This window comes from sulfur-oxidizing endosymbiont of Gigantopelta aegis (genome assembly GCF_016097415.1).
Classification (GTDB): Bacteria; Pseudomonadota; Gammaproteobacteria; order GRL18; family GRL18; genus GRL18.
In genome coordinates this window covers 209,859-225,887 of the sequence record NZ_JAEHGE010000002.1, presented here as the reverse complement: position 1 = coordinate 225,887, position 16,029 = coordinate 209,859, and the positions used below count along the sequence as shown (strand labels likewise).

The following is a 16,029-nucleotide window of genomic DNA, read 5'->3' as shown; positions in this document are numbered from 1 at the left end:
GTGAGGCGTTCATATAAGCCGCCGGAGAATTGGTCGATTAATGAAAAAAGCCGGTTTGTTTTGTAAAACGAAGAGACGCTTTAAAGCGACGACTAATTCCAAGCATAATAAGCGTATATCTCCAAATTTACTGGAAAGAGAGTTTACTGTCTCTCAACCTGATCGCTACTATGTGGGTGATATTACCTATATTGCCACCAAGGAAGGCTGGTTATATTTAGCGGTTGTCATTGACTTATTCTCTAGGCAAATTGTTGGCTGGTCGATGGATGAGCGAATGAAAGCCAAGCTAGTCAATGATGCTTTACTGATGGCCATATGGAAGCGTAAACCAATGGATGGATTGCTTTGGCATACTGACCGAGGTAGCCAATATGCCTCTGATAGTCATAGAAAAATATTGTCGGATCATAACATAATTCAGTCTATGAGCCGCAAAGGAAATTGCTGGGACAATGCTGTATCAGAGAGCTTCTTTCATAGTTTGAAAACTGAATTGACGCACCATTGTCGATTCAAAACCAGAGTAGAAGCAAAGCAGGCAATATTTGAATATATTGAGGTATTTTATAATCGGGAGCGACTTCATTCGGCTAATGATTATTTGTCACCAGTCGATTATGAAATACAGCAGGAAATAGCTTAAATCGATTGATTGAAGAGGGGTAAAAGGCGACATAAATGCCGCCCATTACCGTTGACGGCCATCGGCTCCTCAGCCTGTGCCGTGAAGATATTGTAACAGTAATGTGGCTATACTTAACCGGACACACAACTTAAAATAACTAAAAGATAAAAAGTGTGACCTAAAATGAATGATCAAACAAAAAAACCGAATAAAAGCTATACATCAGAATTTAAAGAATCAGCTGTCAAATTAGCTAATGAGACGGATCAACCCGTTTCTCAGACTGCCAGGGAGCTAGGTGTTAATGTAAATACTCTACATACCTGGATCAGTAAATATTCCAAACCGGTGAAGACGGTAGCCAATAGAAGTGATGAACACATTTATGATGAAGTAAAACGTCTGAAAAAAGAATTGGCAAAAGTGATTCAGGAGCGTGATTTATTAAAAAGGCCACAGCGTACTTTGCAAGGGAAACTTTGTGAAGTACGCATGGATAACTGATCAGGCTAAAGATTACCCGGTAACGATTCTGTGCCGTTTTATGGATGTTTCCGTAGTTGCTATTATGATTGGGTTAGCTCTCCTAAAACGGATAGAGAGAAAGAAAATGAAGCGCTTACTGAGCAGCTAAAAAACTGTTTGAAGACAGTCGCAAGACTTATGGAACCCGTCGTCTTAAAAGAAAACTGGCTGAAAAAGGCGTTCATATAAGCCGCCGGAGAATTGGTCGATTAATGAAAAAAGCCGGTTTGTTTTGTAAAACGAAGAGACGCTTTAAAGCGACGACTAATTCCAAGCATAATAAGCGTATATCTCCAAATTTACTGGAAAGAGAGTTTACTGTCTCTCAACCTGATCGCTACTATGTGGGTGATATTACCTATATTGCCACCAAGGAAGGCTGGTTATATTTAGCGGTTGTCATTGACTTATTCTCTAGGCAAATTGTTGGCTGGTCGATGGATGAGCGAATGAAAGCCAAGCTAGTCAATGATGCTTTACTGATGGCCATATGGAAGCGTAAACCAATGGATGGATTGCTTTGGCATACTGACCGAGGTAGCCAATATGCCTCTGATAGTCATAGAAAAATATTGTCGGATCATAACATAATTCAGTCTATGAGCCGCAAAGGAAATTGCTGGGACAATGCTGTATCAGAGAGCTTCTTTCATAGTTTGAAAACTGAATTGACGCACCATTGTCGATTCAAAACCAGAGTAGAAGCAAAGCAGGCAATATTTGAATATATTGAGGTATTTTATAATCGGGAGCGACTTCATTCGGCTAATGATTATTTGTCACCAGTCGATTATGAAATACAGCAGGAAATAGCTTAAATCGATTGATTGAAGAGGGGTAAAAGGCGACATAACATCACAGGATCATTACCGTTGTGAAAATACCTTGGGTGAATGGAACGGCTCTATCGTTCCAGAGGGCAAAGCCCTTTCTCTTCATCTGTTTAAAGTTAACATGAGAAACTAAAATGATAGGAAATACAAAATGACAAAAATCACTTGAAACAGCCAAAAAATATTTAGAAAACTGTCCGGAAAAGTGTTGACACATCAAACTACTTGCCTTACTTAAAAGTTATCCATCACAAGACAAGATTATTAGCTATGAATTAGCCCAAACCTATGCCCTGAATAAAAAGAACGAACAGGCAGTTAAAACCTTACAAGAATTAGCAAAATCAGCAAAAGGCGGCTCTTTATTTTCTTTGATTAAGAACATGGTTGCCATTTATAGTAGCAATAAGCAATATAAAAAAGCGATTGCACTCTTAAAAGACTATCATTCAAAGAATCCAGACATGTTGGGACTCCCCTATCTAACAGCGGAAGTCCATGTTTTAAATGGTGATAAAAAAGAGGCCTTAACGATTTTAGAGCGTTTAATAAAAGAGAAACCGGAGTTCATTCCACCTTATCAATTGGCAAGTCGCATTGCCAAGACAAACGATCCTCGTCAAAGTGAAAAGTATTTTAAACAGGCGGTTGATAACAATCCCTCACAAGATCAGGTATGGATTACATTGGCCAACTTTTATTTCAACCTTGATTCACTCAAAAAAGCGGAACAAACGCTCCGCGAAGGTGTAAAATTAAATCCCAACAGCATTACACTTAAGTTTGAATTGGCCGCAACATTGCAAGAACAGGGGAAATTAAAGGAAGCAAATAAGAATTATCGACTTATATTAGTAAAAGACCCTTCACATTATGCTGCCTTACATAATTTATTAAGTAATTTGGCCCTCGATAAAAATGGCTATAAAGAAGCTTTATCTATTGGAAAAATTATGTTCGACCGAGGCATAACTGAACCTTCAATCTTAGGTGCTTATGGAAATGTCTTACTACGTAGCGGTAACTTCCCTCAAGCAACGCTAGTATTAGAAAAGGCAATAAAGTCTATCACTGATAATTATATTGTGACCGAGCCTAAAGAGTCAGCAAACATCTTTTTGCTTGCAGGACAAGCCTACCTAAAAACAAACAAAATGGCAAAGCTAAACAAGCCTTTAAACGAGCCGTTAAACTAGGCATCAGTGAAAAAGAGAAAAAGTTGATTTCTCAATATTTATAGAGCCCTGTCCCCTAATAGTCATGTATATCATATCAATCTGGGGACAATTTCACGTTGGATTATCGAAATGAATTATTTACATATAACAATAAAAACCTATGCATTTTTCTTTGTATTAATTTTAATGATGTGTCAACACTTTTCCGGACAGTTTTCTAAATATTTTTTTGGCTGTTTCAAGTGATTTTTGTCATTTTGTATTTCCTATCATTTTAGTTTCTCATGTTAACTTTAAACAGATGAAGAGAAAGGGCTTTGCCCTCTGGAACGATAGAGCCGTTCCATTCACCCAAGGTATTTTCACAACGGTAATGATCCTGTTACAATATCTTCACGGCACAGGCTGAGGAGCCGATGGCCGTCAACGGTAATGGGCGGCATTTATGTCGCCTTTACCCCTCTTCAATCAATCGATTTAAGCTATTTCCTGCTGTATTTCATAATCGACTGGTGACAAATAATCATTAGCCGAATGAAGTCGCTCCCGATTATAAAATACCTCAATATATTCAAATATTGCCTGCTTTGCTTCTACTCTGGTTTTGAATCGACAATGGTGCGTCAATTCAGTTTTCAAACTATGAAAGAAGCTCTCTGATACAGCATTGTCCCAGCAATTTCCTTTGCGGCTCATAGACTGAATTATGTTATGATCCGACAATATTTTTCTATGACTATCAGAGGCATATTGGCTACCTCGGTCAGTATGCCAAAGCAATCCATCCATTGGTTTACGCTTCCATATGGCCATCAGTAAAGCATCATTGACTAGCTTGGCTTTCATTCGCTCATCCATCGACCAGCCAACAATTTGCCTAGAGAATAAGTCAATGACAACCGCTAAATATAACCAGCCTTCCTTGGTGGCAATATAGGTAATATCACCCACATAGTAGCGATCAGGTTGAGAGACAGCAAACTCTCTTTCCAGTAAATTTGGAGATATACGCTTATTATGCTTGGAATTAGTCGTCGCTTTAAAGCGTCTCTTCGTTTTACAAAACAAACCGGCTTTTTTCATTAATCGACCAATTCTCCGGCGGCTTATATGAACGCCTTTTTCAGCCAGTTTTCTTTTTAAGACGACGGGTTCCATAAGTCTTGCGACTGTCTTCAAACAGTTTTTTAGCTGCTCAGTAAGCGCTTCATTTTCTTTCTCTCTATCCGTTTTAGGAGAGCTAACCCAATCATAATAGCAACTACGGGAAACATCCATAAAACGGCACAGAATCGTTACCGGGTAATCTTTAGCCTGATCAGTTATCCATGCGTACTTCACAAAGTTTCCCTTGCAAAGTACGCTGTGGCCTTTTTAATAAATCACGCTCCTGAATCACTTTTGCCAATTCTTTTTTCAGACGTTTTACTTCATCATAAATGTGTTCATCACTTCTATTGGCTACCGTCTTCACCGGTTTGGAATATTTACTGATCCAGGTATGTAGAGTATTTACATTAACACCTAGCTCCCTGGCAGTCTGAGAAACGGGTTGATCCGTCTCATTAGCTAATTTGACAGCTGATTCTTTAAATTCTGATGTATAGCTTTTATTCGGTTTTTTTGTTTGATCATTCATTTTAGGTCACACTTTTTATCTTTTAGTTATTTTAAGTTGTGTGTCCGGTTAAGTATAGCCACATTATAACTTCAAACTCTCATTCTCAGACACAGAATAAAAATACAATTGATCACCTACCGGACTTTGCTAGTACGTCACCTATAAAGAATAAAAATGTACTCCTGAGCCCCAATCTCATGCATGAAATTTGCCTAAAATTGACAGAAAGTGAAATTTTACATTACAAATTTAAAGCAACTCAGATAGTAGAATTCCACATTCACTATCATAAAAAAGAACAAGTTTTCTACCCTAAATTTCCAGAAGATTTGCTCAGTCTAAATGACTCTTTTAAACCTCAACAAAACAATAGCTATTGCATGACCTGGCTAAATCGCAGTAAAAACCCTATTGGCATGACTTATAGCTATAATATAAGCGAAATAAAATAAACCACAGATACCTAAAATGCAACAAGGCACTTTCCTGAAGAGTTTAAAAAAATATTATTTTCGTACAGTGTTAATGAATTTTTGTGGATTAACCTGGCGACCATTGCGCAGTACTTCGTAATGCACATGAGGCCCCGTTGAACGGCCTGTCGATCCCATAGTTGCAATGATCTGGCCTTGTTTCACCACATCTCCGACTTTGACTGCTACAGTTTTATTATGGCCATAACGGGTACTTAATTTGTAACCGTGGTCAATCTCAATCAGCTTGCCGTAACCGCTTTGACTTTCAGCCCGGGTCACAATGCCATCAGCAGTGGCCAACACATACGAACCTGATTTACCTGCAACATCAACCCCCTTATGCATCCTTTTCTTACCGGTAAACGGATCTTTACGCTTGCCAAAAAAGGAGGAAACCCAGCCTTTTTCAGCAGGCTTACCAGTGGGTGTTGACACCATGCTAAAATGCTCTGCAATCAATAGACTTTCTAATATGGACAATTGCTTAGTGCGATTATCAATATCCTGTGTAACCTGCGCCATTCTTTTGACAAACTCACTGTATTTAATGTTTTCCATTTGATTTGCAGCAGAGACTGATTCTATAAGACGTTTTTTATTTACATCTGAATCTATAGGTCCCCCCATAGAGGGTTCAAAATCAAAGTTAAAAGCATTTTCATCCAACTCAGCCACTTCGGTTAAACGCTTACCCAAAGCATCCAAGCGAATAATATGCGCCTGTAAACGCGCCAGGCTATTGGTCAATGCGTTGATATTTTCTTGATTATGCTGCTTTAGAGAATCCAGTTCTTCTTGTTGACGTGCTAGTTCTTCTTTATATAGACTGCCAATGATTTGATTCAGCTTGGCTCGAATAGGCTCTACATTTTCTGGTTTATCGAGATCGGCAATTGAAGGGACGTGATCATTGGAAATTACACCCAAATAATAACTCACGACAGGAATACTGAGAAGCAGGAGAAAAGTGACAACAATAAAAGAACGGGACATGTCAATGTCAATCGTGGCACCGCTTCTTTTTCTAACAAAAATTATATTCATATAAGCCTTAATTTAGCCTTTTAACATGACTGGTTATTCAGGATTCATTCCATGATATAATCCGTTAAACTCTTACCTTACTTATTTATCTAACTTAATGAAAAAAATATTTCAACAACCCTCTGCCAGCATCGAGCGCCTCATGCAACATAGTCGTTATCTTGACTATCTTTCCAAGCGCTTACTGACTTACCTGCCAGATGAATTTAGCAATAAACTATCAGTCCTTGGCTTCACAAAAAAAAATCACCAGGTTTGTTTGGTTGTTGGTGCAATCAGTGCGGCTTGGGCCAGCAAACTACGTTTTTATACACCGACCTTAAAGCGTGCTCTCACCGCTGATGCTCAATTCAGCCAGTTACAAAAAATCATCATCAAAGTAGCATCAGCTAAGACTGACACAAAAAAAGCAACAAATTTGCCAAAGTACTCACAAAATGCAGCAACAATTATTCAAGGTAGCGCACAACACATCAGCGACAACGATCTAAAGGCATCATTAATGCGTTTGGCTCAACATGTCTCAAAAACCAATCAATAATATTTTATGCAATTGCCGTTTTATGCACTAGCCATAGACTTCATATAAGAAATGGGTGCTAACTCCTCATCTTCAAAGGTTACTTCTTCCCATGCTGTTTCATCAGCCAGCAGTTTACGTAAAATTTTGTTATTCAAGGCATGACCTGCTTTATGACCGCTAAAAGCACCGATCAAGCTACTGCCTAACAAGTATAAATCACCGATTGCATCAAGGATTTTGTGCTTTACAAATTCATCTTCATAGCGCAGACCGTCTTCATTAAGAATTCGATACTCATCCATCACGATAGCATTGTTTAAACTACCACCCAAGGCCAGATTATTGGCTCTTAGTTGTTCAATTTGATTCATAAAACCAAAGGTTCTAGCGCGACTGACTTCACGTACAAAGGAAGTGGAAGAAAAATCAATCTCAGCACTTTGCGAACGACCTTGAATAACAGGGTGTTCAAAATCAATATTAAAGGACACTTTAAAGCCTTCATAAGGCTCAAAACGTACCCATTTATCACCTTCTTCGACCATAACATTACGCTTAATGCGAATAAAACGTTTGGCTGCAGGCTGCTCAACAATTCCGGCTGATTGCAGTAAAAACACAAAAGGTCCCGCACTACCATCCATGATAGGTACTTCTGGCGCACTTAAATCGATATAGGCATTATCAATTCCCATACCAGCCATCGCCGACAACAAATGTTCAACGGTAGATATTCTGACGCCATCTTTCACTAAAGTCGTCGATAATGTGGTATCTCCAACATTTTTTGCTCTTGCTGGAATCTCCACTGGAGTCTCCAAATCAATGCGACGAAAGATTATGCCAGTGTTTACAGGGGCTGGTCTCAGCGTCAAATACACTTTTTCGCCAGAGTGCAGGCCAACACCTGTCGCTTTAATGCTATTTTTCAACGTAAGTTGTTTTATCATTTACGGTATTCCTAATGGATGATAAAGCTATCAACATCAAAGTGTACCATATTGACTACAAAAATCCTAACTCCCAACCCAGCGGCTTTTGAACAGAATCTATCCATTCATCAACAGCTTGATGCATTCCCTGGCATCATAGCAGCAAAATTAAACACTCCTTATTTACTGCCTAGTTTGTAACCATTGCACACCACTTATACCCGTGACACTTGGCTTTTAGGTCTATACTTTCTCAGTCGTTTTGACGACGTAGAAAAGCAGGAATATCAAGGTATTTCAGATCTTCCGTTTCACTGGTAGCGGTATATTCGTCACCCGATACTTTTTTTGTTAGCATTCTTTCTTCTTCAACAATTGAAGTATGATCAATCGTAGGCACCGCCTGAACTCGTTCACGCTCTGGCTTCACTAGCTTGATTTCCGCTTTTTCTGGCTGTGCCGCTGCTGCGCTCATGCCAATGCCTGTTGCAACAACAGTCACACGCATTTCACCATTCATTTCTGGATCAATTACTGTACCCACAACCACGGTTGCATTATCAGCGGCAAAGGATTTGATGGAATTACCCACATCTTCAAACTCACCAATTGACATATCCATGCCGGCGGTCACATTGACCAAAATACCCTTGGCGCCGGATAAATCGACATCTTCTAACAAAGGACTGGAAATCGCACGTTCTGCCGCATCAGTAGCACGATCTTCACCGGTCGCACTACCGGTTCCCATCATGGCCATACCCATTTCTGACATGACGGTACGCACATCAGCAAAATCCACATTGATTAAACCAGGGCGGGTAATCAGTTCAGCAATACCCTGAACCGCATTTAACAAAACATTATTAGCTTCTTTAAAAGCATCCAATAAAGTCGTCCCCTTACCTAAAACCGCCTGTAATTTTTCATTGGGAATCGTAATTAAGGAGTCAACATATTCTCTTAATTCAGTAATCCCATCTTCTGCCTGCTTCATACGACGAGGACCTTCCCATGGAAAAGGCTTGGTCACCACCGCAACGGTTAAAATACCCATTTCTTTAGCCAGTTCCGCAACAATCGGTGCCGCACCAGTACCTGTTCCACCACCCATGCCCGCAGTGATAAATAGCATATCCGTACCAGCAATCGCTTCCATAATACGTTCACGATCTTCAATTGCCGCTTCACGTCCAACACTTGGATTTGCACCTGCGCCCAATCCCTTAGTCATTTCGTTGCCGATCTGCAATACAGTACGGGCTGATGAATTAGCCAGAGCCTGTGCATCCGTATTTGCACAAATAAAATCGACACCATCCAGGTTGCTATTCGCCATGTGTTCAACAGCATTACCGCCACCGCCGCCAACACCCATCACCTTAATTACAGCTCGATCACTTGATGTATCCATTAATTCAAACATTCCACTTACTCCTTCTTCATAGCCAATGAAGACAAATCATTAAAAAAATATATCATCCAAAATAATCATCCATATTTTGGATCCCTAACGCGTCTATTTAAAACCTAACTACAAATTTAACAACAACACTTACTACAATATTTACTAAAAATTACCTTGAAACCACTTCTTCATTCTGGCAAAAATACTGCCTAAGCCTTTAGCTTCAGAAAATTCAAAACCACTCATTTCCTGATTTTGCTTACCGAATATAATTAAACCCACCCCCGTTGCAAAACGGGGATCCTTAACCATTTCTGTCAGGCCTTCCACTTCCAATGGAATACCGATTCGTACTGGCATATGAAAAACCTCTTCTGCCAATTCAACCGCACCTTCCATTTTCGAACTACCACCGGTTAATACCACACCAGAGGCACAAAACTCTTCCAAGCCACTACGTTGCAACTCATTTTTAATCAGCGTAAACAATTCCTCATAACGAGGTTCAACAACTTCTGCCAAGACCTGACGTGCTAAACGTCTAGGTGCACGATCACCCACACTGGGCACTTCAATTGTTTCTTCCGGATTGGTCAATTGTCGTAAGGCACAGGCATATTTAATTTTTATTTCTTCTGCATATTTTGTCGGTGTTCTCAAGGCAACAGCAATATCGTTGGTCACTTGATCGCCTGCCACTGGAAATACCCGTGTGTGACGAATAGCACCATTAATTAATATCGCTACATCAGTCGTACCACCACCGATATCAACTAGGCAAACACCCAATTCTTTTTCATCATCGGTTAACACAGCACAACTCGATGCTAACTGCTCCAAAATAATATCATCAACTTCTAGGTCACAACGATAAATACATTTAACAATATTTTGTACGGCACTTTCAGCACCCGTCACCATATGAACATCAACTTCTAAACGTACACCCGACATGCCAACCGGTTCACGAATTCCTTCCTGATCGTCAATTAAAAACTGCTGTGGTAATACATGCAAAATGCGTTGATCCGTTGAAATCGCCACCGCCTTTGCCGCATCCATCACTCGCTCTAAATCTTCACTGGAGACTTCTTTGTCTCTAATCGCCACCATGCCATGAGAATTCAGACTACTAATATGGCTACCCGCAACACCCACAAAAACAGAATGAATTTCACAGCCCGCCATAAGCTCTGCTTCTTCTATTGCACGCTTAATAGACTGTACTGTGGACTCTATATTGATGACCACACCTTTTTTCATACCACGCGCAGCATGCTTGCCCATACCAATAATTTCAACATCACCTTCAGGACCTACTTCTGCAACAATAGCAGAGATCTTGGATGTGCCGATATCCAGACCAACGATGAGACGTTTATCATTTCGCTTAGTCATATGCCTTTTTTAATCCTATTCCCTGCTCTGTTTATAAGAGATTTATTGTTATATTTATATTGCACTTATGTTACTTATGTTGCTACTTAATTTTACTTTCGTTACGTTTGCTTACTTCATTCCACTTAACACTAAATCCATTAGCATAACGTAAATCAACTCGTTCAATTGAGCTTAGATAGCGTTTTAACTTGCCAGAAAAAACCTGCACAAAACGCTCTAATTGTTGCATGACATTCTCCTTGCCTAATTGAATGTCAATATCATCAAGCAGATTCACCTCCGTTGAGGTCAACTCAAGAAACCATGCTCTACGTTTGTTCATGCCACATTTTTTTATCGTCAAGGCAATTTTTTTCAAATTGTTATTCATTGTAAAACATTGTTGTAAAACCGTCTCAGCACTGCTTTCAGGGCCTGAAAACAAAGCTAAACGAGCAAATTTTTCTTTCTGATTCATGGTCAATCGGGGTGAAAAAATCACGCCCTCCTGACTCAGAAGATGCAACGTTTTATCAACTGACTGCCAACGTACCACCGGCCTATATTCTGTAATTTCAATTAACAATTTATCTGGCCAAACTTTTCTCACTGAAACCATTTTAACCCAGGGCAGTTTAGCTAATAAATCCTGTCGAAAATAATCGACATTCAAACTAAAAAAACCGCCATTCAATACCTTTGCCGCAACTTCCTGCAACTCTCTACTCTCTTGATTCGCTAATTGATTAACCAGTTCCACTTTTTTAAATGGAAAGTTTCCCGGCTTGACTAACCAATTAACAAAAACACTAGCTACTATCACTAAACTACTCAATACGATTATTAACAATAAGCGAGCTAATAAGTTTTTCCATTGCACCTTCTTTTTCTGAACCTGTTTTTTCTGCTCACTCTTATCTGTCATGCTTGTCTATTATATTGAGTGAGCAGTTAATAATATTTTTACAATTAAATCATCAAACTCAATGCCATTATTTTTTGCCGCCATCGGCACCAAACTATGATCAGTCAACCCCGGTACCGTATTAATTTCTATCAGCCAGGCTTTGTCCTGTTCATCACACATAAAATCAACACGTCCCCAGCCTTGTGCGCCTACACATTCAAAAGCATCAATAACTAATGCCTGATATTGCTTTTCCAGTTGTTCATCCAAACCACAGGGGCAAAGATAAGTGGTATCGTCTGACACATATTTAGCCTGATAATCATAGAACTCACGGGGTGTTTCCAGGCGTATTAAAGCTAAGGCTTGCCCCTGTAAAACAGCACCCGTATATTCTTTACCTGTAATCCATTGCTCCACTAAAATTTCACTATCATATTGTGCCGCCGTATTAAGCGCATCACGCAATGATGTTTTATCATCAGCCTTGTTCATACCAATACTAGAACCTTCATGAGCAGGCTTTACCATCATTGGAAAACTTAATGATTGTTCAATCCCAGCTAATAAATCATCTGTCACTTGTTCAGCAATTACTTCAGACTTTATTAGTTCAAATGCCGGGGTCGATAAACCTGCACCCGCCCAAACTAATTTAGTCCGTAATTTATCCATGCCTATTGCAGAAGCGGCTACACCACAACCACTATAGGGAATATTTAATGCTTCCAAAACGCCCTGAATCACACCATCTTCACCACCACGGCCATGCAAGGCAATAAATGCTGTATCAAATGGATTAGCATTCAATTGCTGACAAATACTTGCCTCTTCTTGTTTAAAGCGTAAATCCAAAGCAAAAGCATCAATGCCTTTACGTTGTAATGCCGCCAAAGCCGCCGCACCACTTTTCAAAGATACGCCTCGCTCGGCTGAATCACCGCCCATAAGAACAGCAACACGTCCCAACTTTGCTAATACCTCTGTCTGCTGATTGTCATTAGCACTAGCGTTCATATTCGGCCTTCTTTTCTCCAATCACTTTGACTTCTGTTTGCAATTTAATTTGGTGTTTAGCAAAAACTGTCTCTTGTATTTTTACTATTAATGTTTCCACATCAATGGCTCTTGCCTTGGCTTTATTAATAATAAAGTTAGCATGCTTAGGCGATACCTGAGCATCATTAATTGAAAACCCTTTGAGCTCACAAGATTCAATTAATCGTGCGGCAAAATCACCCTCTGGATTCTTAAACACAGAACCCGCATTAGCCTGCTTAGTTGGCTGAGTCTCAGCGCGTTTTTTTAACAACTGTTTAATTTTTTCTTTACTTGCTAATAAGCCTTGTTCATCCTGCGGAAATTTAAAATTTGCACTGATAAACCATTCATTGCGTCCACGTTGATCGACAGCACGATATGAGACATCAAATTCATCAACTGTCCGACAGATAATTTCACCTACCTGATTAATCATTTTCACTGTTTCTACATGCCGCCATGTTTCACCACCAAAAGCCCCCGCATTCATCGCCAATGCCCCACCAATCGTTCCGGGAATTCCGGATAAAAACTCTGCACCATTAATGTTTTTATGTGCTGATTTTCTAGCAAATATTGCACAGGCGACTCCCGCCTGAGCGGTAATAAAGCAGCTTTGGCTATCATCATTGTCACAATCAATCTGTAAACTATTTAATACCCCATTGGTATAAATAATGAGTCCTTTAACACCACCATCACGTACCAATAAATTGCTACCTAAGCCAATCCAAACAATAGGTGTTGCCTGAGGCAACAATTTAAATATCATTTGTAAATCAGCTTCACTTTCAGGCTGATAAAAACATTCTGCCTCGCCACCAATACGCCATGTTGTATAGCGTGATAATACCTCATTACATTTTAAAGAACCGTGCAGTTTGTCATCTTCTACTGCTTGAGTTAATAAAGTTTGTAGGGCTGTTTTTATCATTTCTTTATATCAAAGACTACTGCTAATGACTTTTAAATTTTTCAAAAATTGCACTACCTATAGCCCCTACATTACCTGCTCCCAACGTTAATAATATATCGCCCTCTTGGATCATTTCTTCCAGCACTTCATTAATTTGTTCATGTTGTTCAATAAAAATAGGATCAACCTTGCCCCGATTTCTTATTGAGCGACTCAAGGCTCTTGAATCCGCACCAGCAACCACGTCTTCACCTGCTGAATAAACTTCTAATAACAAGAGTTGATCAACCTGGCTCAGGGCATAAACAAAATCTTCAAATAAATCCCGGGTTCGGCTATAACGATGAGGTTGAAATAGCACGACTAAACGCTTCTCAGGCCAACCACTGCGTATCGCATTAATTGTCGCTTCCACTTCCGTGGGATGGTGGCCATAATCATCAATTAACTGTACCTGACGACCGGCAATATCAAGTTCACCATACATTTGAAAACGTCGTCCAATACCTTCAAATTTTCCCAATGCCTGAATAATTTTATCTTTTTCAACGCCTAACTCAATAGCAATAACAATTGAAGCTAGGGCATTTTGCACATTATGTAAGCCTGGCATATTCAAAGTTATTTCAATCCAGTCACTATGCTCACCCTGAGCATTTTTACATGACACTTTAAATGCCGTTTTATTTAATGTTTGTCTAATATCAAAAGCCTGAACATCAGCATTGTCATTATTTAAGCCATAGGTTCTAACCGGCTTACTGATGTCATCCACCAATTCAGCCACAACTTCATCATCAATACATAAAACTGCAAGACCATAAAAAGGCAATTGGTGTAAAAACTCATTAAACGTCGCTTTTAATTTTTCAAAATCACCGCCATAAGTAGCCATGTGATCGGCTTCTATATTGGTCACAACCGAAATCATAGGCTGTAGGTGTAAAAACGAGGCATCACTTTCATCAGCTTCTGCCACTAAATACTTGCTCGCCCCTAATTTAGCGTTAGTACCGGCACTATTCAGTTTGCCACCGATCACAAAGGTAGGATCCATACCGCCTTCAGCCAGGACACTGGCAACCAAACTGGTTGTTGTGGTTTTACCATGCGTTCCGGCAATGGCAATGCCATACTTAAAACGCATCAATTCCGCCAGCATTTCAGCACGTGGAATGATGGGCACTCTTAATGCTTTGGCACGTAAGACTTCAGGATTTTCTGCATTCACCGCCGTTGAAGTCACGACTACATGCGCATCATCAACCTGCTCGGCATTATGGCCTTGATAAATGGTTGCCCCTGCTTTTTCCAGACGTTCGGTTACCTTGCTGCGCTGTAAATCAGAGCCTGATACTTGATAGCCCATATTTAATAAGACTTCAGCAATTCCACTCATACCTGCACCACCGATACCGATGAAATAAATATGTTTGATTCGTCCCATGGACAGTTCAGTATTTTCTGTACTCAAAGTCATTATGCTTGTCCTGCTAAGCGCATACATTCATCAGCCACAACTTCAGCGGCATTATCAATGGAAAGTTCACGTGCTTTTATCGCCATACTTAATAATTTTTTCTTATCTAAGGTCATTAAAATATCAACTAATGTTTCTATTGCTAAGTTATCTTGTTGCACCAAAAATGCTGCACCCTGATCGGCAAGATAAGCCGCATTGGCAGTTTGGTGATCATCCACTGCATACGGATAAGGCACTAACAGTGAGGCCACACCAGCTGCCGCAATTTCACTCACCGTTAAAGCGCCTGAGCGACAAATAATTAAATCTGCCCAGGCATAGTTTTTTGCCATATCATCAATAAATGGCATCACCTCAACAGTTATTGTATCGCTTGATAATTCTGTATAATTTTTCTCTGTTTCAGAGACATTTTTTTCACCACATTGATGTCTAACATAGATTGAATCAAACGCACTTTGTTCTAATAAGCCTTCGTTCTGAATTTTTATCAGCGCCTCAGGTATTTTTTCATTTAAAGCAGTCGCCCCTAAGCTACCGCCGACTATTAAAATATTCATTCCTGCTTTATTCGACGATTTATTTTCAAAACGCACTTCAGGTGTAGCCAATGCCGTAATTTCTTTTCTTACTGGATTGCCAATAACTCTTACTGCATTTGCCTTATCACCAAATGCCCCTGGAAATGCCGCTAAGACACTTTTTGCAAAGCGCAATAAAATTTTATTGGTCATTCCAGCAATAGCATTTTGCTCATGCAAAACCAAGGGTCTTCCTGTTAACCATCCTACAATTCCACCGGGACCAGTAACAAAGCCTCCCATGCCCAATACCACATCGGGTTGCACTTTTTTATAAACCTGCATGGTTTGATACATTGCCCTTAATAATTTAAATGGCAGTAATAAAATCGTTTTAATACCCTTGCCGCGTAAGCCACTAATGTCGATAAAATTGATGGCAAAATCATGAGCAGGCACTAGCTTTGCTTCCATACCCTTTCTTGTTCCCAACCATTCAACATGCACATCTCTTTGTCTTAAAATTTCAGCCGTTGCCAGTGCAGGAAATATATGCCCCCCCGTACCACCGGCCATTATCAAGATACTTGTCATTCTACTTTTAGTGTCATGA

General features: G+C 39.8%; 13 protein-coding genes and 2 pseudogenes. 4 read left to right on the top strand and 11 right to left on the bottom strand.

Features of this window, described 5'->3' with window-relative positions; all coding sequences use genetic code 11:
* Positions 1 to 4 precede the first annotated feature (4 nt).
* The 3 genes and pseudogenes from JEU79_RS23230 to JEU79_RS23220 form a co-directional block, all read left to right on the top strand.
* Positions 5 to 646, top strand: a pseudogene (locus tag JEU79_RS23230) (IS3 family transposase); the annotation flags it as partial.
* Between the two features lie 165 nt (positions 647 to 811).
* Positions 812 to 1,971, top strand: a pseudogene (locus JEU79_RS23225) (IS3 family transposase).
* A 398-nt stretch (positions 1,972 to 2,369) separates the two neighbouring features.
* Positions 2,370 to 3,182 (top strand): tetratricopeptide repeat protein, encoded by an 813-nt coding sequence (locus JEU79_RS23220; RefSeq protein ID WP_198266313.1) that lies wholly within the window; start codon positions 2,370 to 2,372, stop codon positions 3,180 to 3,182.
* Between the two features lie 459 nt (positions 3,183 to 3,641).
* On the opposite strand, the gene JEU79_RS23215 is transcribed toward JEU79_RS23220, so the two are convergent.
* The 3 genes from JEU79_RS23215 to JEU79_RS27855 form a co-directional block, all read right to left on the bottom strand.
* The gene (locus JEU79_RS23215; RefSeq protein ID WP_246540691.1) at positions 3,642 to 4,505 is read right to left on the bottom strand and encodes an IS3 family transposase; all 864 of its coding nucleotides are present in this window, start codon (positions 4,503 to 4,505) and stop codon (positions 3,642 to 3,644) included.
* On the bottom strand, positions 4,483 to 4,803 hold the full coding sequence (locus JEU79_RS27160; RefSeq protein ID WP_198263033.1) for a transposase: 321 nt from the start codon (positions 4,801 to 4,803) through the stop codon (positions 4,483 to 4,485). Before JEU79_RS27160 ends, JEU79_RS23215 begins: the two co-directional genes overlap by 23 nt.
* Positions 4,804 to 5,291: 488 nt before the next feature.
* A complete protein-coding gene (locus JEU79_RS27855; protein WP_281401106.1) occupies positions 5,292 to 6,305 on the bottom strand; it encodes a M23 family metallopeptidase in 1,014 nt (337 codons plus the stop codon).
* Between the two features lie 97 nt (positions 6,306 to 6,402).
* On the opposite strand from JEU79_RS27855, the gene JEU79_RS23205 reads away from it, so the two are divergent.
* Positions 6,403 to 6,846, top strand: a complete 444-nt coding sequence (locus JEU79_RS23205; protein ID WP_198266312.1) for a DciA family protein — start codon at positions 6,403 to 6,405, stop codon at positions 6,844 to 6,846.
* A gap of 20 nt (positions 6,847 to 6,866) precedes the next feature.
* Here the strand turns inward: JEU79_RS23205 and lpxC are convergent, their stop codons facing one another.
* From lpxC to murG, 8 genes are all read right to left on the bottom strand, one after another.
* On the bottom strand, positions 6,867 to 7,778 hold the full coding sequence (lpxC, locus tag JEU79_RS23200; protein ID WP_198266311.1) for a UDP-3-O-acyl-N-acetylglucosamine deacetylase: 912 nt from the start codon (positions 7,776 to 7,778) through the stop codon (positions 6,867 to 6,869).
* Between the two features lie 235 nt (positions 7,779 to 8,013).
* On the bottom strand, positions 8,014 to 9,186 hold the full coding sequence (ftsZ, locus tag JEU79_RS23195) for a cell division protein FtsZ (protein ID WP_198266310.1): 1,173 nt from the start codon (positions 9,184 to 9,186) through the stop codon (positions 8,014 to 8,016).
* A 144-nt stretch (positions 9,187 to 9,330) separates the two neighbouring features.
* On the bottom strand, positions 9,331 to 10,566 hold the full coding sequence (gene ftsA, locus JEU79_RS23190; RefSeq protein WP_198266309.1) for a cell division protein FtsA: 1,236 nt from the start codon (positions 10,564 to 10,566) through the stop codon (positions 9,331 to 9,333).
* 82 nt (positions 10,567 to 10,648) lie between these two features.
* Positions 10,649 to 11,473, bottom strand: a complete 825-nt coding sequence (locus JEU79_RS23185; protein ID WP_198266308.1) for a cell division protein FtsQ/DivIB — start codon at positions 11,471 to 11,473, stop codon at positions 10,649 to 10,651.
* Positions 11,474 to 11,482: 9 nt separating this feature from the next.
* Positions 11,483 to 12,472 carry a D-alanine--D-alanine ligase gene (locus JEU79_RS23180; protein ID WP_198266307.1) on the bottom strand — a complete coding sequence of 330 codons (990 nt, stop codon included), beginning with the start codon at positions 12,470 to 12,472 and terminating at the stop codon, positions 11,483 to 11,485.
* Positions 12,462 to 13,430 carry a UDP-N-acetylmuramate dehydrogenase gene (gene murB / locus JEU79_RS23175; RefSeq protein WP_198266306.1) on the bottom strand — a complete coding sequence of 323 codons (969 nt, stop codon included), beginning with the start codon at positions 13,428 to 13,430 and terminating at the stop codon, positions 12,462 to 12,464. Before murB ends, JEU79_RS23180 begins: the two co-directional genes overlap by 11 nt.
* A 22-nt stretch (positions 13,431 to 13,452) precedes the next feature.
* The gene (murC, locus tag JEU79_RS23170; protein ID WP_246540690.1) at positions 13,453 to 14,892 is read right to left on the bottom strand and encodes a UDP-N-acetylmuramate--L-alanine ligase; all 1,440 of its coding nucleotides are present in this window, start codon (positions 14,890 to 14,892) and stop codon (positions 13,453 to 13,455) included.
* Positions 14,892 to 16,010, bottom strand: coding sequence for an undecaprenyldiphospho-muramoylpentapeptide beta-N-acetylglucosaminyltransferase (gene murG, locus JEU79_RS23165; RefSeq protein WP_198266305.1), 1,119 nt, complete (start codon positions 16,008 to 16,010; stop codon positions 14,892 to 14,894). The genes murC and murG overlap by 1 nt, the downstream gene beginning before the upstream one ends.
* Positions 16,011 to 16,029: the final 19 nt, after the last annotated feature.

Excerpts from the sequence above, each read along its gene's own strand:
- lpxC (WP_198266311.1), bottom strand. The coding sequence starts at position 7,778 with ATGATAAAACAACTTACGTTGAAAAATAGCATTAAAGCGACAGGTGTT.
- murB (WP_198266306.1), bottom strand. The coding sequence starts at position 13,430 with ATGATAAAAACAGCCCTACAAACTTTATTAACTCAAGCAGTAGAAGAT.
- ftsA (WP_198266309.1), bottom strand. The coding sequence starts at position 10,566 with ATGACTAAGCGAAATGATAAACGTCTCATCGTTGGTCTGGATATCGGC.
- JEU79_RS23205 (WP_198266312.1), top strand. The coding sequence starts at position 6,403 with ATGAAAAAAATATTTCAACAACCCTCTGCCAGCATCGAGCGCCTCATG.
- murG (WP_198266305.1), bottom strand. The coding sequence starts at position 16,010 with ATGACAAGTATCTTGATAATGGCCGGTGGTACGGGGGGGCATATATTT.
- murC (WP_246540690.1), bottom strand. The coding sequence starts at position 14,892 with ATGACTTTGAGTACAGAAAATACTGAACTGTCCATGGGACGAATCAAA.
- JEU79_RS23185 (WP_198266308.1), bottom strand. The coding sequence starts at position 11,473 with ATGACAGATAAGAGTGAGCAGAAAAAACAGGTTCAGAAAAAGAAGGTG.
- JEU79_RS27855 (WP_281401106.1), bottom strand. The coding sequence starts at position 6,305 with ATGAATATAATTTTTGTTAGAAAAAGAAGCGGTGCCACGATTGACATT.
- ftsZ (WP_198266310.1), bottom strand. The coding sequence starts at position 9,186 with ATGTTTGAATTAATGGATACATCAAGTGATCGAGCTGTAATTAAGGTG.
- JEU79_RS27160 (WP_198263033.1), bottom strand. The coding sequence starts at position 4,803 with ATGAATGATCAAACAAAAAAACCGAATAAAAGCTATACATCAGAATTT.
- JEU79_RS23220 (WP_198266313.1), top strand. The coding sequence starts at position 2,370 with ATGGTTGCCATTTATAGTAGCAATAAGCAATATAAAAAAGCGATTGCA.
- JEU79_RS23180 (WP_198266307.1), bottom strand. The coding sequence starts at position 12,472 with ATGAACGCTAGTGCTAATGACAATCAGCAGACAGAGGTATTAGCAAAG.